This window comes from Amycolatopsis sp. cmx-4-54 (assembly GCF_046548895.1).
Classification (GTDB): Bacteria; Actinomycetota; Actinomycetes; order Mycobacteriales; family Pseudonocardiaceae; genus Amycolatopsis.
Map to the genome: position 1 here is coordinate 317,402 of NZ_JAEBEJ010000011.1, position 22,312 is coordinate 339,713.

General features: G+C 68.0%; 24 protein-coding genes. 16 read left to right on the plus strand and 8 right to left on the minus strand.

Going from position 1 to position 22,312, the window contains the following annotated elements:
* The first annotated feature begins 5 nt into the window (after positions 1–5).
* The 5 genes from ACLJQ7_RS32630 to ACLJQ7_RS32650 all read left to right on the plus strand — a co-directional run bounded on the left by ACLJQ7_RS32630 (position 6) and on the right by ACLJQ7_RS32650 (position 5,381).
* Positions 6–1,328, plus strand: a complete 1,323-nt coding sequence (locus ACLJQ7_RS32630; protein ID WP_410651979.1) for an ABC transporter substrate-binding protein — start codon at positions 6–8, stop codon at positions 1,326–1,328.
* Positions 1,325–2,275 carry a carbohydrate ABC transporter permease gene (locus ACLJQ7_RS32635; protein ID WP_410651980.1) on the plus strand — a complete coding sequence of 317 codons (951 nt, stop codon included), beginning with the start codon at positions 1,325–1,327 and terminating at the stop codon, positions 2,273–2,275. The genes ACLJQ7_RS32630 and ACLJQ7_RS32635 overlap by 4 nt, the downstream gene beginning before the upstream one ends.
* The gene (locus ACLJQ7_RS32640) at positions 2,275–3,117 is read left to right on the plus strand and encodes a carbohydrate ABC transporter permease (protein WP_410651981.1); all 843 of its coding nucleotides are present in this window, start codon (positions 2,275–2,277) and stop codon (positions 3,115–3,117) included. The genes ACLJQ7_RS32635 and ACLJQ7_RS32640 overlap by 1 nt, the downstream gene beginning before the upstream one ends.
* A 3-nt stretch (positions 3,118–3,120) precedes the next feature.
* On the plus strand, positions 3,121–4,299 hold the full coding sequence (locus ACLJQ7_RS32645) for an ABC transporter ATP-binding protein (RefSeq protein WP_410651982.1): 1,179 nt from the start codon (positions 3,121–3,123) through the stop codon (positions 4,297–4,299).
* A gap of 320 nt (positions 4,300–4,619) precedes the next feature.
* The gene (locus ACLJQ7_RS32650) at positions 4,620–5,381 is read left to right on the plus strand and encodes an NPP1 family protein (protein WP_410651983.1); all 762 of its coding nucleotides are present in this window, start codon (positions 4,620–4,622) and stop codon (positions 5,379–5,381) included.
* 7 nt (positions 5,382–5,388) lie between these two features.
* On the opposite strand, the gene ACLJQ7_RS32655 is transcribed toward ACLJQ7_RS32650, so the two are convergent.
* The gene (locus ACLJQ7_RS32655; RefSeq protein ID WP_034313416.1) at positions 5,389–5,589 is read right to left on the minus strand and encodes a PspC domain-containing protein; all 201 of its coding nucleotides are present in this window, start codon (positions 5,587–5,589) and stop codon (positions 5,389–5,391) included.
* Positions 5,590–5,788: 199 nt separating this feature from the next.
* Here ACLJQ7_RS32655 and ACLJQ7_RS32660 point away from each other — a divergent pair, with 199 nt between their 5' ends.
* Entirely contained in the window at positions 5,789–6,712 is a 924-nt protein-coding gene (locus ACLJQ7_RS32660) for a hypothetical protein (RefSeq protein ID WP_410651984.1), read from the plus strand.
* A 67-nt stretch (positions 6,713–6,779) separates the two neighbouring features.
* Here ACLJQ7_RS32660 and ACLJQ7_RS32665 read toward each other — a convergent pair whose 3' ends face one another.
* On the minus strand, positions 6,780–7,457 hold the full coding sequence (locus ACLJQ7_RS32665; protein WP_410651985.1) for a TetR/AcrR family transcriptional regulator: 678 nt from the start codon (positions 7,455–7,457) through the stop codon (positions 6,780–6,782).
* A gap of 122 nt (positions 7,458–7,579) precedes the next feature.
* On the opposite strand from ACLJQ7_RS32665, the gene ACLJQ7_RS32670 reads away from it, so the two are divergent.
* Positions 7,580–9,103, plus strand: a complete 1,524-nt coding sequence (locus ACLJQ7_RS32670) for an MFS transporter (RefSeq protein ID WP_410651986.1) — start codon at positions 7,580–7,582, stop codon at positions 9,101–9,103.
* A 74-nt stretch (positions 9,104–9,177) separates the two neighbouring features.
* On the opposite strand, the gene ACLJQ7_RS32675 is transcribed toward ACLJQ7_RS32670, so the two are convergent.
* From ACLJQ7_RS32675 to corA, 3 genes are all read right to left on the minus strand, one after another.
* Positions 9,178–10,017 (minus strand): chromosome partitioning protein ParB, encoded by an 840-nt coding sequence (locus ACLJQ7_RS32675; protein ID WP_410651987.1) that lies wholly within the window; start codon positions 10,015–10,017, stop codon positions 9,178–9,180.
* The gene (locus ACLJQ7_RS32680) at positions 10,014–10,661 is read right to left on the minus strand and encodes a metallophosphoesterase family protein (RefSeq protein ID WP_410651988.1); all 648 of its coding nucleotides are present in this window, start codon (positions 10,659–10,661) and stop codon (positions 10,014–10,016) included. Before ACLJQ7_RS32680 ends, ACLJQ7_RS32675 begins: the two co-directional genes overlap by 4 nt.
* 177 nt (positions 10,662–10,838) lie before the next feature.
* The gene (gene corA / locus ACLJQ7_RS32685) at positions 10,839–11,927 is read right to left on the minus strand and encodes a magnesium/cobalt transporter CorA (RefSeq protein WP_410651989.1); all 1,089 of its coding nucleotides are present in this window, start codon (positions 11,925–11,927) and stop codon (positions 10,839–10,841) included.
* A 249-nt stretch (positions 11,928–12,176) separates the two neighbouring features.
* On the opposite strand from corA, the gene ACLJQ7_RS32690 reads away from it, so the two are divergent.
* On the plus strand, positions 12,177–12,755 hold the full coding sequence (locus ACLJQ7_RS32690; RefSeq protein ID WP_410651990.1) for a MaoC family dehydratase: 579 nt from the start codon (positions 12,177–12,179) through the stop codon (positions 12,753–12,755).
* A 33-nt stretch (positions 12,756–12,788) separates the two neighbouring features.
* Complete coding sequence (locus ACLJQ7_RS32695; protein WP_410651991.1) at positions 12,789–13,892, plus strand: DUF2332 domain-containing protein; 1,104 nt, start codon at positions 12,789–12,791, stop codon at positions 13,890–13,892.
* Positions 13,893–14,023: 131 nt separating this feature from the next.
* On the opposite strand, the gene ACLJQ7_RS32700 is transcribed toward ACLJQ7_RS32695, so the two are convergent.
* Entirely contained in the window at positions 14,024–14,452 is a 429-nt protein-coding gene (locus tag ACLJQ7_RS32700) for an NUDIX hydrolase (protein WP_410651992.1), read from the minus strand.
* A gap of 186 nt (positions 14,453–14,638) precedes the next feature.
* Here ACLJQ7_RS32700 and ACLJQ7_RS32705 point away from each other — a divergent pair, with 186 nt between their 5' ends.
* The 7 genes from ACLJQ7_RS32705 to ACLJQ7_RS32735 all read left to right on the plus strand — a co-directional run bounded on the left by ACLJQ7_RS32705 (position 14,639) and on the right by ACLJQ7_RS32735 (position 19,188).
* Positions 14,639–14,800 carry a hypothetical protein gene (locus tag ACLJQ7_RS32705; protein WP_005167589.1) on the plus strand — a complete coding sequence of 54 codons (162 nt, stop codon included), beginning with the start codon at positions 14,639–14,641 and terminating at the stop codon, positions 14,798–14,800.
* A gap of 24 nt (positions 14,801–14,824) precedes the next feature.
* Entirely contained in the window at positions 14,825–15,385 is a 561-nt protein-coding gene (locus ACLJQ7_RS32710) for a PH domain-containing protein (RefSeq protein ID WP_276366931.1), read from the plus strand.
* Positions 15,386–15,436: 51 nt separating this feature from the next.
* Positions 15,437–16,300: a PHP domain-containing protein gene (locus ACLJQ7_RS32715; RefSeq protein WP_410651993.1), complete on the plus strand. Its 864-nt coding sequence runs from the start codon at positions 15,437–15,439 to the stop codon at positions 16,298–16,300.
* On the plus strand, positions 16,297–16,926 hold the full coding sequence (locus ACLJQ7_RS32720; RefSeq protein ID WP_410651994.1) for a MarC family protein: 630 nt from the start codon (positions 16,297–16,299) through the stop codon (positions 16,924–16,926). The genes ACLJQ7_RS32715 and ACLJQ7_RS32720 overlap by 4 nt, the downstream gene beginning before the upstream one ends.
* A gap of 146 nt (positions 16,927–17,072) precedes the next feature.
* Complete coding sequence (locus ACLJQ7_RS32725) at positions 17,073–17,933, plus strand: RecB family exonuclease (RefSeq protein ID WP_410651995.1); 861 nt, start codon at positions 17,073–17,075, stop codon at positions 17,931–17,933.
* Positions 17,934–17,966: 33 nt separating this feature from the next.
* Positions 17,967–18,305, plus strand: coding sequence for a hypothetical protein (locus tag ACLJQ7_RS32730; RefSeq protein WP_410651996.1), 339 nt, complete (start codon positions 17,967–17,969; stop codon positions 18,303–18,305).
* A 115-nt stretch (positions 18,306–18,420) separates the two neighbouring features.
* A complete protein-coding gene (locus ACLJQ7_RS32735; protein ID WP_410651997.1) occupies positions 18,421–19,188 on the plus strand; it encodes a hypothetical protein in 768 nt (255 codons plus the stop codon).
* A gap of 40 nt (positions 19,189–19,228) precedes the next feature.
* Here ACLJQ7_RS32735 and ACLJQ7_RS32740 read toward each other — a convergent pair whose 3' ends face one another.
* Both ACLJQ7_RS32740 and ACLJQ7_RS32745 read right to left on the minus strand, forming a co-directional pair.
* Positions 19,229–20,623: a hypothetical protein gene (locus ACLJQ7_RS32740; RefSeq protein WP_410651998.1), complete on the minus strand. Its 1,395-nt coding sequence runs from the start codon at positions 20,621–20,623 to the stop codon at positions 19,229–19,231.
* Between the two features lie 35 nt (positions 20,624–20,658).
* On the minus strand, positions 20,659–22,257 hold the full coding sequence (locus tag ACLJQ7_RS32745) for a DEAD/DEAH box helicase (RefSeq protein ID WP_410652032.1): 1,599 nt from the start codon (positions 22,255–22,257) through the stop codon (positions 20,659–20,661).
* Between the last annotated feature and the right edge of the window lie 55 nt (positions 22,258–22,312).

The following is a 22,312-nucleotide window of genomic DNA, read 5'->3' on the forward strand; positions in this document are numbered from 1 at the left end:
GCCTCATGGGGAAGAGGATGAGCGCGAGCCGGAGGGGCCGCTCACCAGGCCGCACCGGCTCGCTACTCGGCGCGGCGGCGCTGACGGCCGGCCTGCTGGCGGGTTGCGGTTCGGATGCCGGCCTGAAGATCAACGTCTACTACGCGCCCGAAGACAATTTCCAGTCCGTTGTGGACGATTGCACGAAGGCCTCGGGCGGGCGGTACGAGGTCGTCTACAACAAACTCCCGCGGGGAGCCGACGGTCAGCGCGAGCAGATGGTCCGCCGCCTGGCCGCCGGGGACGACTCACTCGACGTACTGGGACTGGATGTCACCTGGGTCGCCGAATTCGCCGAGGCGGGCTGGGCCGACGAGTGGACGGGGGAGGCGAAGGACGAGGCCACGGCCGGGGTCTTGCCGGGGCCGCTCGAAACCGCCACCTGGAACGGGAAGCTCTACGCGGCGACCAAGAACACCAACGTCCAGCTGCTCTGGTACGACGACAGGCTGACGCCGACGCCGCCGAAGACGTGGGACGAGATGATCCAGCAGGCCCAGGCACTCAAGGCGCAGGGTAAACCGGCGAACATCGTGTTCACCGGCGCGCAGTACGAAGGCCTCGTCGTCATCTACAACACCCTCGTCGAATCGGCGGGCGGCAAGATCCTCTCCGACGACGGCAAATCGGTCGTGATGGACGAAGGCGCGATCAAGGCGCTGGAAATGCTCAAGAAGGTCACCACGTCCGGGGTCACCGATCCGTCGCTGACCAACTCGAAGGAGGACGACGTCCGCCTGGCGTTCCAGCGCGGCAACGCCGCGTTCGAGCTCAACTGGCCGTTCGTCTATCCCGCCTACGCCAAGGACAAGAAGGACGAGCTGAAGCATTTCAAGTGGACCACTTATCCGCGGCTCGAAGCGGACAAGCCCGCCAAGACCACGATCGGTGGCTACAACCTGGCGGTCAGCTCGACTTCGAAGCACAAGGCCGAGGCGTACGAGGTCGCGCTGTGCCTGCGCAACGAGAAGAACCAGAAGTTCTCCGCGCTCAAGGACGGTGTCCCGCCGACGCTCGAATCGCTCTACACCGACACGGTCCCGCTCGACCCGACAGCGGCCGTCGGTGACGACAACCCGAGTATGGACACGAAGTACCCGATGCGGGAGGCGATCCTGGACGCGCTCAAGGACGCCGCGGTACGGCCGCTCACCCCCGCGTACCAGAACGCGTCGACCGTGATGGCGAAGATCCTTTCCCCGCCTTCTGAAATCGATCCGCGGACGACCGGGGAGAAGCTGAAGGAACAGCTCGCCGACGCGCTCCAGTCGAAGGGGGTGATCCCGTGACCGTGCAGGAAACCGCCGGTTCGGCGACCGCGAGCAAACCGGGCAAGAAAGCGAAACCCGCTCTCAGCGAAGGAAAGAAGGCCGAGCGCAGGCTCGGGCTGTGGCTGTGCGCCCCGGCGGCGATCGTGATGATCGCGGTCACCGGGTACCCGATCATCTACTCGATCTGGCTTTCCCTGCAGCGCTACGACCTCAGGTTCCCGGCGCAGCAGGAGTTCGTCGGCCTCGACAACTACATCGCGGTGCTGTCCAACGGTTACTGGTGGACGGCGTTCGGGACGACGATGGCCTTGACCATCGTTTCGGTGGTGATCGAGTTCGTCCTCGGCATGGGACTGGCGCTGATCATGCACCGGACGCTCGTCGGCCGGGGCCTCGTGCGGACGGTCGCCCTGATCCCGTACGGCATCGTGACGGTGGTCGCGGCGTTCTCCTGGTACTACGCCTGGACGCCGGACACGGGCTACCTGGCCAACCTGTTCTTCCCGGACACCGCGCCGCTGACCGAGTACTGGCCTTCGCTGGCGATCATCGTGCTGGCCGAGGTGTGGAAGACGACGCCGTTCATGGCGCTGCTGCTGATGGCGGGGCTGGCGCTGGTGCCGGACGACCTGCTCAAGGCCGCGGCGATGGACGGCGCGACGGCGTGGCAGCGGTTCACGAAGGTGATGCTGCCGGTGATGAAGCCGGCGATCCTGGTGGCGCTGCTGTTCCGCACCCTGGACGCGTTCCGCATCTTCGACAACATCTTCGTGCTCACCAACGGCGCGCAGGACACGTCCTCGGTGTCCATGCAGACCTACAACAACCTGGTCAAGGGGTTGAACCTCGGGATCGGGTCGACGATGGCGGTGCTGATCTTCATCACGGTGGCGATCATCGCGTTCATCTTCATCAAGGTGTTCGGCACGGCCGCACCCGGCAGTGACAATGGGGGTAAGCGCTGATGGCGATCGGTGGAGCGGTCACTCCCGGCCGCAAAGTCAAATGGGGCCTCGTCGACCTCCTCGTTTTGGTGTTCGCGCTGTTCCCGGTGCTCTGGGTGGTGTCCCTTTCGTTCAAGACCAAGGAGACCTTGGACGACGGGTACTTCATCCCGCAGGAATGGACGTGGCAGAACTACGCGGACATCTTCGAGACCACGGAGTTCATCAGGGCACTGGTGAACTCGATCGGGATCGCGATCATCGCGACGGTGATCGCGGTCGTCCTCGGCACGATGGCGGCGTACGCGATCGCGCGGCTGGACTTCCCCGGCAAGCAGGTGCTGGTCGGGATGTCGCTGCTGATCGCGATGTTCCCGCAGGTGTCGCTGGTGACGCCGCTGTTCAACATCGAACGTGAGCTGGGCCTGTTCGACACCTGGCCGGGGCTGATCCTGCCCTACATCACGTTCGCGCTGCCGCTGTCGATCTACACGCTGTCCGCGTTCTTCCGGGAAATCCCGTGGGAGCTGGAAAAGGCGGCGAAGATGGACGGCGCGACCCCGGCGCAGGCGTTCCGCAAGGTGATCGCGCCCCTGGCGGCACCGGGGGTGTTCACCACCGCGATCCTGGTGTTCATCTTCTGCTGGAACGACTTCCTGTTCGCGATCTCGCTGACCTCGACCGAGGCCTCGCGCACGGTCCCGGCGGCGCTGTCGTTCTTCACCGGGTCGTCGCAGTTCGAAGACCCGACCGGGACGATCTCCGCGGCCGCCGTGGTGATCACCGTCCCGATCATCCTGTTCGTGTTGTTCTTCCAGCGTCGCATCGTGGCGGGGCTGACGTCCGGTGCGGTGAAGGGCTGACCCATGGCTGAAATCGTTCTCGAAAAAGTGTCCAAGAAGTACCCCGACGGCGCCCTCGCGGTGTCCGAAGTGGACATCACGATCGCCGACGGTGAGTTCATCATCCTGGTCGGCCCGTCCGGCTGCGGAAAGTCCACGACGCTGAACATGGTCGCGGGACTGGAGGACATCTCCTCCGGCGAACTGCGCATCGACGGCCAGCGCGTCAACGAGAAGGCCCCGAAGGACCGCGACATCGCGATGGTGTTCCAGTCCTACGCGCTGTACCCGCATATGAGCGTGCGGGAGAACATGGCGTTCCCGTTGCGGCTGGCCAAGGTCGACGACCGGACGGTGCGGGCCAAGGTCGAGGAGGCGGCGCAGATCCTCGACCTGACCGGGCACCTGGACCGCAAACCGGCGAACCTGTCCGGTGGCCAGCGGCAGCGCGTCGCGATGGGGCGCGCGATCGTCCGCAACCCCAAGGCGTTCCTGATGGACGAGCCACTGTCCAATCTGGACGCGAAGCTGCGCGGCCAGATGCGGACGTCGGTGTCGAAGATCCAGAAGCAGCTGGGCACGACGACGCTCTACGTCACGCACGACCAGACCGAGGCCATGACCCTCGGTGACCGGGTCGTCGTGCTCCGGGCGGGCTACGTGCAGCAGATCGGGTCGCCGCAGTTCCTCTACGACAACCCGGCGAACCTGTTCGTGGCCGGGTTCATCGGCAGCCCGTCGATGAACTTCGTGTCCGCCACGCTGGAGAACGGGACGGCTCGCAGCGCGCTGGGCGACATCCCGCTCACCGACCGGGTCCGGCAACTGGTCGAAGCGGCCGACGCGCCGCGTGAGGTCATCGTCGGCATCCGGCCGGAGCATTTCGAGGACGCCGCGCTGGTGGACGCCACCGCCCGCCAGGGCGCGACGTTCACCGCCCACGTCGACGTCCTCGAGTCGATGGGGTCCGAGAAGTTCGCGCACTTCTCGGTCGAGGGTGAGGCCGCGTCGTCGTCCGACCTCGCGGATCTCGCCGCCGACAGCGGTTCCTCGGACGTCCCCGGCTCCGAGTCGCAGATCGTGGCCCGCCTCTCGGCGGCCTCGTCGGCGGCGGAGAACCAGAACGTCGAACTGTGGTTCGACGCGGACAAGATCAAGCTGTTCGACGGGGCCAGCGGCAAGAACCTGACCTACACCGACTAGCTCCTTCCTGTAGCGCGTGAAGGCCCCCTTCCCTCGGCTGAGCCGAGGGAAGGGGCCTTCACGCGCATCCAGGTGCCCCGGCGCCGGATCTCGCGTGATTGAGGGCGTAACTCGCGTGTCTGAAACCGGAACACTCGAGCGGCCCGACCTCGGTCGTGTTCGCCGTTCAATCACGCGAGTTGCGCCTTCAGACACGCGTGTGCGGTGTTGGAGCCGGTCACGCTTTGTCCACTTCGGACATCGGGCATTCCCACCTTCGGCGGTTTACGTCGCATGGGGTCACCGGGAATTCTCCGGGGACCTAGAGAAGGGCGCCCGCCTTGCCGAAGAAGCTGACACGCCGTCTCCTGCAGGGCCTGGCCGGAGCGGTCCTCATCACCACGCTCGCGCCGGCCGTCGCCTGGGCCGAACCGCCGCAGGCCCTGCCGGCGAACGCGACCGAAGCCGACAGCAAGTGGCAGCCCGCGTTCGACTACGACACCGACGGCTGTTATCCGACGCCCGCGATCTCGCCGACCGGCGCGATCGCCACCGGGCTCAAGAATTCCGGAGCCCTCAACGGTCAGTGCCGCGACCGGTCGGACCTCGACAACACCAACTCCTACGCGCGGTCGAAGTGCAACAACGGCTGGTGCGCCCACCTCTACGACCTGTACTTCGAAAAGGACCAGGCCGTCCCTGGCATCGACTGCTGCGGGCACCGGCACGACATCGAACACGTCGTCGTCTGGGTCAACGAGGGCCAGGCCCGGTACGTGTCGACGTCAGCGCACGGCAACTACTCCACTTACGACCGCTCCAAGGTCTCCTGGGAGGGGACCCACCCGAAGATCGTCTATCACAAGGACGGCGCGAGCACCCACTGCTTCCGCATCGCGAGCGCGACCGAACCGCCGGAGAACCACTACAACGCCTGGCAGTACCCGGACCTCGTCAGCTGGGACGGGTTCCCGCCCGGTATCCGTGACACGCTCGTCCGCGCCGATTTCGGCAGCGCGAGCCTGGCGATCAAGGACGGCTCCTTCGAACACAATCTGGGGAAGGCCAAACCGGCGGGCATCCCCTTCGATCCCAACGGCTGAGGCCGGCTCAGTACTCGCTCTCGGGCAGGGCCAGCCACAGCACGAGGTAGACGATGAACTGCGGGCCGGGCAGCAGGCAGGACAGCACGGCGAGCAGGCGGACCTTGCCCGGCGTGGTGCCGAAGCGTTTGGCGAGACCGGCGCAGACGCCGCCGATCATGCGGCCCTGGCGCGGTCGGGTCAGGCGGGCGGCTACGGGGTTCGTCACGGTTCTTCCCTCTCGGTCGTCACGGTGTGTGAAACCCATTGTCGTCGCGTGGCGGCCCTACCGCATCCCACCGCGGAACGAAACGCACCCTTAAGGGCGTGAAATCGCGGTGAGGCATTCACCTGGGAAAACGTGGCGGACCCTGTGTTCTTCGCCCGTAGGGGCTGGTGTTCCGCGATCTTTTGACGATACTGCTCCGGTGCCCTCGAAGAGACTCAGCGCAGTACTCTGCGGCCTGTTCCTCGCCGCGGCCTGTTCCACCCCGGAACCGGCGGTGGCGCCGCCGACCACGGCGGGTGAAGAGGCCCTGACCGCTTCCGAGGCGCTCGGGGAGTACTCGTCACTGGATTACTGCAGCCTGGTCGACCAGCGGAAAGTGATCGGCGGCGGAAACGCGGTCAAACCGCCGTTGACCTCTTTCGAGTTCTGCCGCCTCGAATTCGTCGAGGGTGCCAATCGCTACACCGTGACCACCGGACCGATCGCTTCCGGGCAGGATCCGAACAATCAGCCGTACGAATACGCCGGTCCGTTGCCGGAAGGCGTCAGCGTCCAGCGGTCGACGTTCAACGAGGACACCGCCTGCACCCGGCTGCTGACCTTCGCCGACGGGATCAGGCTGTCCATCACCGTGACCTCCGACGACACGGCGCCCGCCGATCAGGCCGACCGTTGCCGGATCGCCGACGCGACGGTCGACGGCGCGGCCGGGGTGATCGGCGCGCGCAAGGTCGGGCGAATGAACCTGGACCAGCGTTCGTGGGGCCGCGTCGCCCCGTGCGCGCCGCTCGACCAGCACGAACTCGACGCCGCCGCCGGCGCGGAGACCAAACCGGCCCCGGCGCTGTCCGGGCACAGCTGCATCCGCGGAAAGGTCAGCTTCGTGCTGTCGGTGGGCGCGGACACCACGCCGGGCGCGACGGAGGCGCTGGGCGGGCGGCAGGTCCAGGTCACCACGTCCGGCGCGTTCTGCCAGGTGACCACGCACCGGCCGATTCCCGGCACCCCGGACCGGGTCGAGCAGGCGATGCTCTCGGTGGTGGGGGTGGACGGGGCGCCCGAGGACGCCACCTGCGCGGCGGCCCGGGAGGTCGCCGTCGCCGTTTTCCCGAAGCTCCCCTGACGCATTCAGTCCTCTGGTTGCGGTAGTTGCACGCGCAAGGAACGCATTCAGAGGACTAAATGCGGGGTTAGCGCAGCCTGGGGAGGCGGAAGGAGCACATAACCTCGTCCAGCGCCTCGACGTCCAGGGGCGGATGCGGCAGCGGGGTGGCGCGGCCGGGTTCGGCGCGCAGACCGTCCAGCAGCATCGCGAGGCACCGGCGCCACAGGTCCGGCTGGATACCGTGCGTGAACTCGATGACGGAGCCGAGCATCTGGTGCAGGAGCGGTATGTCGGTCGGCACGAAGTCGGCGCGAAGGGCCCCCGCCGCCTGAGCCCGCTCGACGAGCTGTGTGATCAACGGCACCATGCGGGATTTCGCCTCGGCGACGCGCTCCTGGCCGAAGACGTTCGACAGCATGACTTCACGTAACCCGCGGTCACCGGCGTGCAGTTCGGCCGCGCGCCACGTGAAGCCCGCGAATCCCTCCCAAGGATCTTCGGCGCGAAGCGCTTCTTCGGCGAACTCGCGGATCGTCTCGAACTGGTCGACGAACATGGCCTCGACCAGGTGTTCCTTGCTCGGGAAGCGGCGGTAGACGGTGCCGACGCCGACGCCCGCGTGATGCGCGACGTCGTCGAGAGTCGCTTCGAGCCCGCGCTCGCCGAAGACAGTGTGCGCCGCCGCGATGATGCGCTGCCGATTGAGTTCAGCGTCGCGCCGCAACGGCCGCGCCGGTGCGGCGGGAGCGAGTTCCCGAGCCATTGGTCCAGCTTAACAAACGAAGTAGAGGACACTTCTCCACTTCTTGTGTACCTTGGGCGCGGAAAGGGGAGATACCTACTCCACATAGCTTCTTCGTCACTATCGGTGAGGAAACCGCCCGTATGTCTGACTCATCCACCGCTGTCGCCACGCCGCCGGGGGACGCGGCCGCGCAGCACACCAACCCGCACCACGCCAGGAGATGGCTGATCCTGGTGATGATCGGGCTCGCCCAGCTGATGGTCGTCCTCGACGCCACCGTCGTGAACATCGCGTTGCCGTCGGCGCAGCATGACCTCGGCTTCTCGAACGACGCCCGCCAATGGGTCGTCACCGCCTACGCGCTCGCGTTCGGCAGCCTGCTCCTGCTGGGCGGACGGCTCGCGGACCTCTTCGGCCGCAAACGCGCGTTCCTCGTCGGGCTCGCCGGTTTCGCCATCGTGTCCGCGATCGGCGGCGCCGCCACCAGTATCGAAATGCTGCTCATCGCGCGTGCCGCACAGGGTGTCTTCGGTGCGCTTCTCGCCCCGGCCGCCCTTTCGCTGCTGACCACGACCTTCACCGACCCGAAGGAACGCGGCAAGGCGTTCGGCGTCTTCGGCGCGATCGGCGGTGGCGGCGCGGCGATCGGCCTGCTGCTCGGCGGCGTGCTGACCGAATACCTCGACTGGCGCTGGTCGATGTACGTCAACATCGTCTTCGCGGTGATCGCGTTCGCCGGTTCGGCCGTGCTGCTGAAGAACTCCGAAACCGACGGCCCGCGCCCGAAGCTCGACATCCCGGGCACGATCACCGCGTCGGCCGGTCTCTTCGCGCTCGTCTACGGCTTCGCGAACGCCGAACGTGACTCGTGGTCCGCGATCTCGGTATGGGGTTTCCTCGCCGCCGGTGTCGTGCTGCTGGCCGCGTTCGTCGTGATCCAGCAGCGTGCCGAACACCCGCTCCTGCCGCTGCGCGTGTTGCTCGACCGCGACCGCGGCGGCTCGTATCTCGCGATGTTCCTGCTCGCCATCGGGATGTTCTCGATCTTCCTCTTCCTCACCTTCTACATCCAGCTGAGCCTCGGGTTCACGCCGGTGCAGAGCGGGGTCGCGTTCCTGCCGATGGTGGCCACCCTGATGGCGAGCGCGACGTCGGCGACGGCCGTCCTGCTGCCGAAGTTCGGCGCGAAACCGTTGGTGTCACTGGGAATGCTGATCGCCGGGGCGGGGCTGTTCTGGCTCGCGGCCATCGACACCACCAGCACGTACGCCGGCGGTGTGCTGTTCCCGCTGATGGTCATGGGCGTCGGCATCGGCCTTGCCATGGCGCCCGCGATGAGCGTCGCGACCTTCGGCGTCGACACGCACGACGCCGGTGTCGCGTCGGCGGCGGTCAACACCGCGCAGCAGGTCGGCGGCTCGATCGGCACCGCGCTGCTGAGCACGCTGGCCGGAAACGCGTCGACGTCGTTCCTGGCCGGGAAGGTGCCTTCGCCGCAACTGGCGGCCGAAGCGGCTGTGCACAGTTACACGACCGCTTTCGTGTGGGGTGGGTGGATCTTCGTCATCGGGGCGGTGATCTGCGGGCTGCTGCTGCGGTCCGGTGCCCCGGCGAAGGCGCCGGAGGGCGCTTCGGAGGGTGCTCCGGTCGCCGTGCACATGTAGGGGGCGTGCAATGAAAGGTCCCTTCATTGCAAAATTTGCAATGAAGGGACCTTTCATTGCACGCGCGGAGCGCGTCAGCGGGACTGTGACCGCACCGCTTCGAAGACCTCGTCGTCCCACCGGTGCGTCCGGATCAGCCGGTACCGTTCGCAAGCCACCCACAGATACGCCTCGGCGTCGGTGCGCGAGCCGAGCAGGTCCGCCTGCCGCAGCATCGCCACCACCGGCACGAACTCCTCGTCGAACCACCGCTGCGCCAGCGTCGCGCGATCCGAGTACGCCCCTTCGTCCTGCATCAGCCGGAAACCCCACGCCTCGACGTGCTCACCGAGCCGCGCGTAGTCCCACGGATCCGTGAACACCACCGAAGTCCGCGAGTGCCCCGATAGTGGGACGCGTTCCAGGAACAGCCGCCGGTAGTCCTTCACGATCAGATCGCCGCGGTACCGGATCCCGCTCGGGTCCAGTTTGGTCCGCACCTCGGTGACCATCGCCTCTATTGTGGACAGTCGCATCGCGTGCGCCACCGAAACGCGATGGTGCCCGTCGATGATGAAGTGCAGTTCGCCGACGCGGTACACCTCGATCGGCGGGATCGACTCGCCGCGCCGGGTTGCCAGCGCCAATCGTTCCCAGCGTTCGCGAACCCGCCCGGACGTCGGGCGGAAGCGGCGGTCGAAATCGCGGCCGCGGTCGACGCTGCCGACGATCGAATCGAGCCGGATCACCCGCGCCCCGATCTTCCGTTCGCCGAGATAGCCGAGCGCGTCGACCACCTCGTGAAACGGCAGCATGATGTTCACGTCGTCGGGTTCGCGCCGCAGCCAGTTCGCCAGCCGGGACAGCACCTGACGCCGTCGCGCGCGGAGGAAGTCGTGCTCCGCGTCCGCGCGGGGAAAGCCCGTGTCCTTCATGAGAACTCCATGATCCGGTGCCCGACCACGTTGCGGACCGTGGTCCCGCCGACCACCCGGTCCGGCACGGGTTCACCGTGCGGGTGGATATGCCCGTGCAGCAACCACTTCGGGCGCAACAACTCGATCGTGCGATGGAGACAGTCGAACCCGCGGTGCGGCGGATCCTCGCGGTCGCCGCAGTGCCGCGGCGGCGCGTGCGTGAGCAGTACATCAACGTCACGGCCGTCCCGCCAGCGGCGGAACCGGGCCCGGCGCACCAACCGCCGGGCACGCCGCGCCTGCTGGCGTTGCGTCCATTGGTTCGGGCCGTCGTTGTAGCGCACCGAACCGCCGAGCCCGGCGAACCGGAGCCCGCCGACGTCGACGATCCGGCCGTCCGCGTTCACCCCGCCCGCCGGCCCTGGCCACACGGCGGGGAAACCGTCCTTCATGGACAGCCCGCCGTAACGCGTGTAGCCGGACAGGTCGGGGTCGTGGTTGCCGGGAACGAACACGCACGGCACATCGAGCGCGCTCGCCAGGAACTCGAGGTAGTCGTACGGCAGGTCGCCGGCGCCGATCACGAGGTCGGCAGGGTGGGTGCGGACGGCGGACGTCCACAACCGCTCCTCGACCTCGTCCGCGACCACCAGCGCTTTCATGCGCTCCAGGGTAAGCCCGGAGGCACTACTTGGTGCCGTGGGCGAACGCGGGGTCCTTGGCGATGATCGCGATCACGATGCCGAGCCAGACGACGCAGAACGCCAGCGCCCAGAACTTGAGGTTGGTCAGGATCCTTGGCATGGGGAACTCCAGGTACTACCGAAAGCGGGAAGAGGTCAGAGCCAGCGGTTCTTCCTGAATATTCGGTAGAGCAGGATGCAGACACCGAAGATCACCGTCATCGCCACCGGGTAGCCGAACCGCCAATGCAGCTCCGGCATGTAGTCGAAGTTCATCCCGTAGATGCCGGCCAGCGCCGTGGGGACGGCGATGATCGCCGCCCAGGCGGTGATCTTGCGCATGTCGGTGTTCTGCTGGAGCGTGATCTTCGCCAGGGTCGCGTCGACCAGGGTGGTCAGCAGTTCGTCGAAGTTCGCGACCCGCTCCGCGACGGTCGTCAAGTGGTCGGAGACGTCACGGAAGTACGAGCGGACCTCGTCCGGGATCAGCCGCGTGTACCCCTCGGCGAGGCGCTGCAGCGGGGTGCCCAGCGGCATGACCGCGCGGCGCAGCTCCAGCACTTCGCGCTTCATGAAGTAGATCTGCTCGGCGCTCACCTTGGACCGCGGCGCGAAGACGTGCGTCTCCATCTCGTCGATGTCCGACTCGATGGCGGTGGTGACGTCGAGGTAGTGGTCGACGACGTGGTCCGCGATCGCGTGCAGCACCGCGGACGGCCCGAGGTCGAGGCGTTCCGGCTCCTGGTCGAGTTCGCGGCGCAGCCTGGCCAGCCCCGAGTGGTTCCCGTGCCGCACGGTGATCACGAAGTCGCGGCCGAGGAAGGCCATCAGCTCGCCGGTCTCGACGATCTCGTTCGCCGTCGCGGGCGACTCGTGCTCGACGTACCGGACGGTCTTCAGCACCATGAACAGCGTGTCGTCGTAGCGCTCCAGCTTGGGCCGCTGGTGTGCTTCCAGCGCGTCCTCGACGGCCAGCTCGTGCAGGCCGAAGGTGTCCGCGATGCCCTGGATCTGGACCGCGTCGGGCTCGTGGAGGCCGATCCAGACGAACCCGGCGTGCCGCTTGCGCACCTCTTTGATGGCCTCGGCGTGCGTCCAGCGGCCGGGCAGGCGCTTGCCCTCCACGTACACCGCGCAGTCGACGACGTACGCCGAAAGGGGGACGGGCAGCGGGCGTTCGGGGACGCTCTTGGCGCGGCCGTTGCTCCGGCCGCGAAGGCCGCCGAGCGAGGGAATGGCAGGCATGGGGTCTCCTGGGCAGACGTCGTGCGTTGATGCGCGAAGACGACGGGCCAAGCGGCCGGGGGGCCGCTCGGCTAGGCCAGCGTTCCCGGTTTCGTCAGCCCTGCCAGGTGGGGATCAGGCGAGACGTGAAGGCGGAAACGCTGCGACTACTAGGAAGCGGACTATCGCCACTGGACATCGGGTTCCTCACCTCCTCGGCTCGGCGGACGGTTACGCAGTGGTGTGGGTCGCGTTGACGACCCGACACCAATGGTCGAGGGTACTCCTCAACACGAAGACCTGTCGTTCCAGGCTCACGCCGCGTTACTCGTGCAGGAGGAATGGGTGCAGTTCGGTCGCTATTACGAAGAGTTCGAGGTCGGTGCCGTGTACAAGCACTGGCCGGGCAAAACGGTCACCGAGTACGACGACCACCTGTTCTGCCTCATCACCATGAACCACCATCCGCTGCACCTCGACGCGCACTACGCGCAGGAGTCCACCGACTTCGGCAAGAACGTCGTGGTCGGCAACTACATCTACTCGCTGCTGCTGGGAATGTCGGTGCCGGACGTGTCCGGCAAGGCGATCGCGAACCTCGAGGTCGAGTCGCTGAAGCACGTGAAGCCGACCTTCCACGGCGACACCATCTACGGCGAGACCGAGGTGCTGGACAAGACGCCGTCGAAGTCGAAGGACGACCGCGGTGTCGTCTATGTCGAGACCCGCGGCTACAAGCAGGACGGCACGATCGTGTGTGTCTTCCGTCGCAAGGTGATGGTGCCGAAGCGGTCGTACGGTGACACCAGGGGCGGTGAACAGCCCGGTCGTCCTGTCCCGCACGAATAATGGGTGTCACGAACGGGAAGAGGGAGCGCGTCGATGCCCATCGGGCTGGATGAGATCAAGAGCCGTCTGCGGAAGTTCGCGACGGTCGAAGCGGCCGGAGTCTCGCCGCTGTACGAGCACCTGGCGACGAAGGCGTCCGAGGACGACGACGTCGCCGGCCTCCTGACCGACGCCCGCGGCGGTGAAGCGCGCGGAACGCTCCTCATGGCGACGGCGCACCGGCTCATCCAGGCCGACCCCATCCACCCGTTGTCGCGGTACTACCCGTCCGTCGGCGGTTTCGACGGCGTGGACTCGGAGACGTGGCCGCTGTTCCGCTCGTTCCTGCTGGAACGGGCGGACAAGGCCCGGGCGATCATCTCCTCGCGGTACACGCAGACCAACGAGGTTCGCCGCGCCGCGCTGCTCTACCCCGCGATGACGGCGGCGGCGAAGGAGGCGGGCGGCAAGATCGCGCTGCTCGAAGTCGGCTGCAGCGCCGGCCTGCTGCTCGGCATGGACAAATACGCCTACCGCTACCAGTGCGACGGCGGCGAACAGCTCACCGCCGGGCCCGCGAAGACCGCGGTCGGCCTGCACTGCGCACTGAACCTCGCGCCCGGCGCCGTCACGCCGAAGGTGCCGAAGAAGCTGACGATCACCGCCCGCGCCGGCCTCGACCGCGCGCCGGTGGACCTGGCCGACGAGGACGAACTCGCCTGGCTCGAAGCCTGCGTCTGGGCCGACCAGCCGGACCGGATCCGGCTCCTTCGCACGGCCGCGGCGGCGCAGGGCAAGCAGCGCCCGGAGCTGATCGCGGGCGACGCCGTCGACGATCTCGCCTCCGCGGCGGCCACCCTGCCCGCCGACGCTCCGCTCGTGGTCTTGACCAGCCACGTGCTGGCGTACCTGGGCGAGCGCCGGGCCGACTTCGTCGAGGCGCTCCGGAATCTCGCCGCGGACCGGCCGCTGTGGTGGGTCAGCGAGGAGTTCTACGCCGCCGCGCTGGAACTCCTGGTGCCCGGCAGGACGGATCTCGCCGAACCCCTCGACCAGGCCGTGCTCGGGCTCGTCCGCTGGGACGCCGGTGTGCCGGACGTGCGAGCGCTGGCCAGGACGGCCCCGCACGGGCAGCGGATGACCTGGCTGCCGGTTTAGGTCCGCGCCGGCCCGTCGGCGGTTTACCCCATTCGGCTCTTCGAGATGTCGGCAATGCGTCGAGAAGGCTAATTTTCACCTCTCGCACTGCTTTATCCCCGCGCCTATTGCCGAATCGGGCACAGCGGGTGTCAAGACGGCGGGATCTCCCCGGTTGGCAGCACTCCCCAATCGCGGAGAGTGACGAACAGCAGTTCGGCCAAGTGGCCGTCTTTGTCCAGTTCGATCAAGGTTCCGGCGTCGATCCACCGCGCGTCGGTGGCGTCGTCGCCGGCACGGAGAGTGCCGCCGGCGACCGCGCAGGCGAAGTCGTGGATGTCGTACCGGCCGCGGCGGACGTTGCCGACGAGTGTGCCCGGCATCACGTCCAGCCCGGTCTCTTCGCGCATCTCGCGAATAACGGCCGCTTCGTCCGTTTCGCCGGGTTCGACCCGCCCGCCGGGGACCGACCAGAGGCCACGTCCGGGTTCATTCGCGCGCCGGATCAGCAGAATCCGCCCGCGTTCATCGTGGACGATGCCGCCGACGCAGCGGACCGTACTGTCCGAAACGGTGTTCATTCCCGAATGGTAGACGCGGGCTTCCTGACAATGGCTGTCCTGTACACGGAGAGTAGCCGTACGGTACACTTCCCCTCGCCGGCTGACCCAAGCGCGGGACTTCCCTCCCGCGCCGGTGGAAGGTGCGGTACAAAATGAATGGTCAGTATCCGCAGTCAGTCACCGTAAGAGACAGGATTGATCGCTGTGAACGCGAAAAAGCTCCTCACTTTCGCAGGAATCGCGTTGGTGCTGTTCTTCGTGATCGCGCAGCCAGGTCAGGCCGCGGGCCTCGTGGGAAACATCATCGGCTTCCTGCGTGACTCGGCCGAATCGGTGATCACCTTCGTCAGCAACGTCTTCAGCTAGCGGGGGAGCGGATACTCTATCGGTATGTTCGCCCCACGCGATCCAGACGAGTATCTCCTCGACACCGAGCGGCGGGTCATCAGGATCCGCCGGCACTGGGCTGTGCTGTTGTGGGAAACCTTCGAGACGGCCGCGTTGCTGGCCGTCTGCGTCCTGGTCTCCTACCTGTTGCCGCCCGCCGCGTGGATCATCCAGAACATCCTCTGGTATGCCGCGTTGCTCATCATCCTGCGCTTCGCGTACGTGGTGATGGAGTGGTGGGTCGAGCGTCTGGTGGTCACGGACAAGCGGTTCGTGATGACCACCGGTGTCTTCACCACGAAAGTGCTGATGATGCCGATCACCAAGGTCACCGACCTCACCTACGAGCGTTCGGCGTGGGGCCGGATGATGGGGTACGGGACCATGGTGGTCGAGTCCGCCGGCCAGATCCAGGCGCTGAACCGCATCGACTACCTGCCGAAGCCGGAAGAGTTCTACGACACGATTTCCGAGCTCGTCTTCGGCGACAAGCAGAAGCAGGCCGAGCGCTTTTCGATGATCAAGGCGCAGCGTGCGGCGCGTGGCAAGAAGAAGGTCGGTTAGCGCAGGTCCCGGAGTCGCTGTGACCTGGAGCATCGTCGATACTGAGCGGCGATGCGCATCGACCTGCACGCCCACTCCACCGCCTCCGACGGCACCGACAGCCCTGCCGGGCTGGTCGCCGCCGCCGCGAAGGCGGGCCTCGACGTAGTCGCGATCACCGATCACGACACCACGGCCGGCTGGGCCCCGGCCGCCGAGGCACTTCCGCCGGGGCTGACCCTGGTCCCCGGCGCCGAGCTGTCCACGATCTCCGTCGACCCGGTGACCGGGCGGCATATCAGCGTCCATCTGCTCGCCTACCTCTTCGACCCGGCGTCGCCGTCGATCGTCGCCGAACAGACCCGGCTCCGGTCGGAGCGGCGGTGGCGGCTGCGGGTGATGGCCGAGCGAATGGCCGCCGACGGTCTCCCCGTCGATCCCGACGAGGTCATGTCGCTGCTGCCGGAGGACGGTTCGGCCGGGCGGCCGCATCTCGCGCAGGCCCTGGTGCGGGCGGGCGTCGTGTCGTCGGTGAACGAGGCCTTCGGGAGCTATCTCGGCAACGGCAGCGGGTACTTCGTGGCCCGGCAGGACACGCTCGTGGAGGACGCGATCGACATGATCGCGGACGCCGGCGGCGTCACCGTCATCGCACACCCCTTCGCCTACACGCGCGGCGCGACCATCACCGTCGACGTGCTCGCCGGACTGGCCGGGCGCGGGCTCACCGGCGTCGAGGTCGACCACCCGAACCACGACGAAGAGACCCGCGTCCGGCTGCACGGGCTGGCGGGGGAGCTGGGGCTCGTGCGCACCGGTTCGAGCGACTACCACGGCACGAACAAGACCATCGATCTCGGCGACGAGACCACCGACCCGCTCGCGCTCGAAGAACTCGTCGCGCGGTCGACCGGCTACCAGGTCGTGACGCGGTGACGATCACGGACTTCTTCGACGCGCGCCTGTTCATGAGCGCGACGATCACGCTGATCGTCATCATGGACCCGCCCGGCACGGTGCCGGTGTTCCTGAGCCTGACCGGCCGCAAATCGGTGGCGTTCCGCGCCAAGGCCGCGCGGCAGGCGGTACTGGTCTCCCTGCTGGTGATCTCGCTGTTCGCCGTTGCGGGACAAGCGATCCTGTCGTATCTCGGGATCGGGATCCCGGCGCTGCAGGGCGCGGGCGGGCTGTTGCTGCTGCTCATCGCGCTCCAACTGCTGACCGGCAAGACCGGTGGCGAGGCCGAGGCGGCGGGCGACGACGTCAACGTCGCCCTCGTGCCGCTCGGGACACCGCTGCTCGCCGGCCCGGGCGCGATCGCCGCGACCATCGTCTTCGTGCGGCAGGCCGATGGGCACGTCGGCGCGTACGTGGCTCTCGCGCTTTCGATCGTGACGGTGCACTTCGTGCTGTACCTGTGCATGCGGTACTCGGGCGTGGTCATCCGGCTGATCAAGGAAAGCGGCATCACCCTGCTGGCGAAGATCGCCGGTCTGCTGCTGGCGGCCATCGCGGTCGAGCTGGTGGCGAACTCGGTGAAGGGCTTCATCACGGGCACGTGACGTGTGCGGGGTGGTAGCAAAGGTCCCTTGCTTCCACGCGTGGCGTGTCCGGTGGCGGGCGATAGCAAAGGTCCCTTGCTCCCCTCTTGGGGATCCCCTCGAAAAGTGTCGGTGGGGGTGCGTAGCGTTGCGCGCGGGGTGATCCGATGGAGCAGATTGGTTTCGACTTCGGCGTCGAAGCGCCGCGCAAGCTGACGAAGGTCTCGCCCGCGCGCCTCGCGACGTTCGAAGATTGCCCGCGCCGTTACCGCATGGCATATCTCGACCGCCCGTCTCCGGTACGCACCGGCGCGTGGGCGCACAGCACGCTGGGTGCGGTGGTGCACAACGCTTTGCGGGCGTTGTTCGACCTGCCGGTGATCAAGCGCGTGCCGCAGCGGGCGATGGCGCTCGTCGCCGAACACTGGAAGGACGCCGGGTTCGAAGACGCCGACCAGGCCGCCCGGTACCGCGCCAGGGCCAAGGCCTGGGTCGCGGAGTACGTCGAGCACAACGACGTCAGCGTCGATCCGGTCGGCCTGGAGCGCTGGGTTTCGGCGCCGGTGACGCTCGAGCCGGGCAGCGGGCCCAGCCTCATCATCGAGGGCCGCGCCGACCGGATCGACCAGCGCGGCCGGGAACTGGTGATCATCGACTACAAGACCGGCCGCCGCGAGCCGGACGAGTACGAGGCGCGTTCGTCGCAGGCCCTGGCGCTGTACGCGGTCGCGGCCGCCAGGACGCTGCGGACGCCGTGCTATCAGGTCGAGCTCCACCACGTGCCCACCGGAACCATCGCGGCCGCCGAACACACCGAGGAAAGCCTGAAACGGCATCTCCAACGCGCCGACGAGACCGCCGGAGACCTGCGGCTGGCAGCGGATACCCTGGACGCCGGCGGCGACGAGGACGTGTTGTTCCCGGCGCGCCCAGGCCGTCGTTGCTCATGGTGCGACTTCCGGCCCAGCTGCGCGGCAGGCCAGGAGGCCGGACCCGCGGCTCAGCCGTGGGAGTTGCTGGCGCCCTAAATCTCGAAACCCGACGATTGGACAGGCGAGGACGTGTCGTCACCGGACACCGAAGAGCTCGCGACCACCCCGCGGCCCGCGGACGAGCCCAAGACGCCCGGAAGCGGCCGGTTCTGGCGCGGGCTGACCGGATCGCTCGCGGCCGGGATGGCCGTGCTGGCGGTGTGCGTAGTCGTGATCGCCTCGCTCTGTCTGTTCAGCGGTGCGCCGGGGCCGGGGCTCCTGATGCTGATCGGCCACCCGGTCGCGGCGGTCGTCGCCCTGCTGGCACAACGGGTCGTCGATTCGCGTGATGGCCGCGTCGCGGGCTTCGCAGGTCTTCTGGTCGTGGTGAGCGTGACGGCCGCGCTGAGCCTGTTCTGGTGGAGCTGACACGGCAGGAAGGTGCCATTGATCCGAAAATCGTCCCGTCGCTGCGAAACTATGGCTCACTGGGCAGGTCGTAGATGAACACGCTGCCCCGCAGCGAGGACGAAGGGCACCGTTGATGACCTACCCACCCCAGCCAGGACAGCCCGACCACGGCCAAGGCGGGCAGCAGTATCCGGGACAGCCCGACCAAGGCGGGCAGCAGTATCCGGGACAGCCCGACCAAGGCGGGCAGCAGTATCCGGGACAGCCCGACCAAGGCGGGCAGCAGTATCCGGGACAGCAGCAGTACCCAGGGCAACAGCAATACCCGGGGCAACAGCAGTACCCGCAGGGTGGTTACGACCAGAGCGGCGCGTACCCGCAGCAGCAGTACCCCGGCTACGGCCAGCAGCAGTACGGCCAGAACCAGCAGTACCCCCAAGGCTTCGGCGGGCCGCCCGCGCCCCCGAAGAACAACAAGACCGGTCTGATCGTGGCCATCGCCGCCGCTGCCGTCGTAGTGGTCACGCTGGGTATCACCGGGTTCGTCGCTCCCGGGTTCTTCCTCAGCGACGACAAGGCCGAAAAGGCGTCCGGCCCGGAAGGGACCGCGCAGGCGATCATCGACGGCATCAACGCCCACGACAGGGCCGCGTTGACGGCGCTCAAGTGCGGGAACGCCGAAAAGGACATCGACCAGATCATCGATCGGGTCAACGAAGCGTCGGACGCTTCGCTCGGCGCGGTCACGAAGGTCTCCGAGACCAAGTACACGGTCGCGGTCACGCTGAGCGTCGCGGGGAGGCCGGGCACCGCCACCGGCACGCTCGCCAGCGAAGGTGGCAAGTGGTGCTGGAAAGAAGTCAGCCGGCTGCGTACTTCCAGGACTTCGACGACGCGATGACGGCCGGCGGGAGCAAGGGACCTTTGCTACCGCTCGCCGGTCACTTGAGGGCGACGAGGGTCGGGCCGCGCTGCTCCAGCAGCACCGGCCCGACCGAGGAAAGCAGCACCGGGCCGGTGTAGCCGCGCCGGTCGACGCCGACGGTGCGGATCGTGGCGCCGGTCGTCTCGTCGAGCACGGCGAGCCCGCCCTGGATCGGCACGACCAGCTGTTCCCCGAAGGTCACCCCGGGGCCGGTTGAGCTGTTCAGCGTCCAGCGCGGGGTGAGGTCGTCCCGTGAGAACGCCATGGTCTTCGAGCCGGTGAACCAGTAGACGCCCTGCGCGGTCCACGAAGTCGTCATGACGCCGCCCACCGGATCCTGCGCGATGTCCGCGTCGGGCACGTCGAGCGGGTACGCCGACTTCTGCAGGCTGTCGCCGCCGTAGATGACGAGCAGTTTCTGCTCGGGCAGCACGATCAGCGCGAGATCGCCGGACATCGCGACGACCTTCGCGTTCTTGCCGGCGAGCACGGTGCTGTAGTCGACCTTCGGGTCGTCGGCTTCGTCGTTGGTCGCGCGGTAGACGGTGAACCGGTCGGCGGGGTCGCCGGGGCAGCGCTCGATCACGCCGATCTTGCCCGCCGCGGCGGCCACCGTGCCGTACGTGCAGCCGGTCCTCGGCTGCTTGTTCGGGTTCACGATGGCGGGGACCTGGCCGTACTCCATGCTCTTGACCAGGTCGTCGCGCCAGGTGTTCAGCAGTTTCTTGCCGGTCGTGGTGACGTGCGATCCGTCGACCACCAGCCTGGTGCCGAGTTCGGCGTCACCGTTGCGCTGCGCCGTGCGGCGGCCGGTGCCCGCGTCGAGCTGGGTGACCTCGCTGCAGCCGGTGTCCTTGCGGTACACCGCGTCCACCTTGATCCCGGCGAGCGCGACGGTGCACAGTTCGAGGTCGCGCGAGTAACGCCACCGGACTTCGCCGGTGTACGGGTCCCGGCCGAGGACCTCGCCCTTGTCCGCGGTGACGACGCTGTTGGCTTCGCCGATCGGAACCGGAGTTGACGAGCTCGGTGCCTGCCACAGCTCGCTCAAGGAGCCGGGAACCTGCGCCGGCGCGGGCGGGAGCCCTGGCGGCAGGGTGGCGGCGACCTGCGCGACCGTCGCCGCGTTGTCGCTGGTCACGCCGATGACGACGCCGGTGATCGCGACGACCACCACGATCGCCGCGGCGATCACGCGATCCCGCGTGCGGTTCCACGGCGAGCGCCGGGCGCGTTTCCCGCCCAGCGGTGGCTCGTCGGCCACCGGCTGGGCGGGATGGGCGTCCAGCACGTCTTCCGTGCCGATCGCGTTTTCGGCCGTCTCCGGCTCGCTGCCGTCCGGTTGCCCGGGATCGGCGGGCACGGGCCGCGCCGGTTGGTCGTCCGGCGCGGCGTCCCAGCGTTCGCTCACGTGCCCCTAGCTCCCCACGTCCGCAGGATGAAAGCTCAGTCTGCCGACGCAGGTGTATCAGAAGTCGCCGAGGGACGGCGACGGCGGCGTCGGCGAGCCGGACGCTCGGCGCTGTCGCCTGCCTCCTTCTCGACGGCCGGGCCACTGACCTCCGGGCTCGGCTTCGCGGCTCCGCGGCTACGGCGACGGGTCCGCGTGCGGCCCTCCGAAGAGGCTTCAGCCGCTTCGCCCTCGGTGCCTTCCGCCGAAGCGGCGGCGGCGTCCTCGGCCTCGATCTTGGCGGCCGCGTTCGCGCCGCCACGGGTCCGCTTGCGCGGCGTGCGGTTGCGCTTGCGGGGCGCTTCTTCTTCCTTCACCGGCCCCTGTCCGCGGCCGCGGCGCTTACCGCCCAGGTCCTCCTCGACCTCGGCCGAAAGACCGGCGCGGGTCCGCTTCGACAGCGGGAGGCGCCCGGTGGTGCCCTCGGGGATGCCCAGGTCGCTGAACAGGTGCTTCGACGACGAGTACGTCTCGGCGGGCTCGGGCATGTCGAGCCCGAGGATGTCCGAGATCATCTTCCAGCGCGGCTCCTCGTCCCAGTCGACGAGGGTGATCGCGACACCGGTGCGCCCGGCGCGGCCGGTGCGGCCGATCCGGTGGACGTAGGTCTTCTCGTCCTCCGGCGTCTGATAGTTGATCACGTGCGTGACGTCGTCGATGTCGATACCGCGGGCGGCGACGTCGGTGGCGACCAGCACGTCGACCTTGCCCGCCCGGAACGCGCGCAGCGCCTGCTCGCGGGCGCCCTGGCCGAGGTCACCGTGCACGGCGGCGGCCGCGAAGCCGCGCTCGACGAGCTCGTCGGCGACCTTCTGCGCGGTGCGCTTGGTGCGGGTGAAGATCATCGTCAGGCCACGGCCTTCGGCCTGCAGCGCGCGGGCGATCAGCTCGGGCTTGTCCATCGAGTGCGCCCGGTAGACGAACTGGGTGGTGCGCTCGTGGATGGCGCCGGCGTCGTTCTCCTCGGCGCGGATATGCGTGGGCTGGGTGAGGAACGTGCGGGCCAGCGTGATGATCGGGCCCGGCATGGTCGCCGAGAACAGCATCGTCTGGCGCTTGTCCGGGACCATCCGCAGGATGCGCTCGATGTCGGGCAGGAAGCCCAGGTCGAGCATCTCGTCGGCCTCGTCCAGCACCAGACCGCGGACCTTGCCCAGCACCAGGTGCTTCTGCTCGGCCAGGTCCAGCAGGCGGCCCGGGGTGCCGATGACGACGTCGACGCCGTTGCGGAGCGCCGCGATCTGCGGCTCGTAGGGGCGGCCACCGTAGATGGCCAAGGTGCGGATGCCGAGGTGCTTGCCCGCGCCCTTGAGGTCGTTCGCGACCTGGATGCACAGCTCACGGGTCGGCACGACGACCAGCACCTGCGGGGTGCCGTCTCCGGGGACCTCGACGCGGTGCAGCAGCGGGACACCGAAGCCCAGCGTCTTGCCCATACCCGTGCGGGCCTGGCCGATCAGGTCGTCGCCGGCCATGGCCAGCGGGAGGGTGAGGGCCTGGATGGCGAAGGTGCGCTCGATCCCGGCCTCGCTCAGCGCCTTCACGATCTCCGGCTTGACGCCGAAGGACGCGAAGGAGGGGGCTTCGGGTTCCACCGGTGCGCCCGCCTGCAGCGGGTGCGACACGTCGAGCGCCGCCGGGCCTGACTCG

What these genes read in the sequence shown, in the direction of transcription:
- ACLJQ7_RS32630 (WP_410651979.1), top strand. Translation starts at nt 6, where the DNA reads ATGGGGAAGAGGATGAGCGCGAGCCGGAGGGGCCGCTCACCAGGCCGC.
- ACLJQ7_RS32640 (WP_410651981.1), top strand. Translation starts at nt 2,275, where the DNA reads ATGGCGATCGGTGGAGCGGTCACTCCCGGCCGCAAAGTCAAATGGGGC.
- ACLJQ7_RS32645 (WP_410651982.1), top strand. Translation starts at nt 3,121, where the DNA reads ATGGCTGAAATCGTTCTCGAAAAAGTGTCCAAGAAGTACCCCGACGGC.
- ACLJQ7_RS32665 (WP_410651985.1), bottom strand. Translation starts at nt 7,457, where the DNA reads ATGGCTCGGGAACTCGCTCCCGCCGCACCGGCGCGGCCGTTGCGGCGC.
- ACLJQ7_RS32670 (WP_410651986.1), top strand. Translation starts at nt 7,580, where the DNA reads ATGTCTGACTCATCCACCGCTGTCGCCACGCCGCCGGGGGACGCGGCC.
- ACLJQ7_RS32675 (WP_410651987.1), bottom strand. Translation starts at nt 10,017, where the DNA reads ATGAAGGACACGGGCTTTCCCCGCGCGGACGCGGAGCACGACTTCCTC.
- ACLJQ7_RS32680 (WP_410651988.1), bottom strand. Translation starts at nt 10,661, where the DNA reads ATGAAAGCGCTGGTGGTCGCGGACGAGGTCGAGGAGCGGTTGTGGACG.
- corA (WP_410651989.1), bottom strand. Translation starts at nt 11,927, where the DNA reads ATGCCTGCCATTCCCTCGCTCGGCGGCCTTCGCGGCCGGAGCAACGGC.
- ACLJQ7_RS32690 (WP_410651990.1), top strand. Translation starts at nt 12,177, where the DNA reads ATGGTCGAGGGTACTCCTCAACACGAAGACCTGTCGTTCCAGGCTCAC.
- ACLJQ7_RS32695 (WP_410651991.1), top strand. Translation starts at nt 12,789, where the DNA reads ATGCCCATCGGGCTGGATGAGATCAAGAGCCGTCTGCGGAAGTTCGCG.
- ACLJQ7_RS32700 (WP_410651992.1), bottom strand. Translation starts at nt 14,452, where the DNA reads ATGAACACCGTTTCGGACAGTACGGTCCGCTGCGTCGGCGGCATCGTC.
- ACLJQ7_RS32710 (WP_276366931.1), top strand. Translation starts at nt 14,825, where the DNA reads ATGTTCGCCCCACGCGATCCAGACGAGTATCTCCTCGACACCGAGCGG.
- ACLJQ7_RS32715 (WP_410651993.1), top strand. Translation starts at nt 15,437, where the DNA reads ATGCGCATCGACCTGCACGCCCACTCCACCGCCTCCGACGGCACCGAC.
- ACLJQ7_RS32725 (WP_410651995.1), top strand. Translation starts at nt 17,073, where the DNA reads ATGGAGCAGATTGGTTTCGACTTCGGCGTCGAAGCGCCGCGCAAGCTG.
- ACLJQ7_RS32735 (WP_410651997.1), top strand. Translation starts at nt 18,421, where the DNA reads ATGACCTACCCACCCCAGCCAGGACAGCCCGACCACGGCCAAGGCGGG.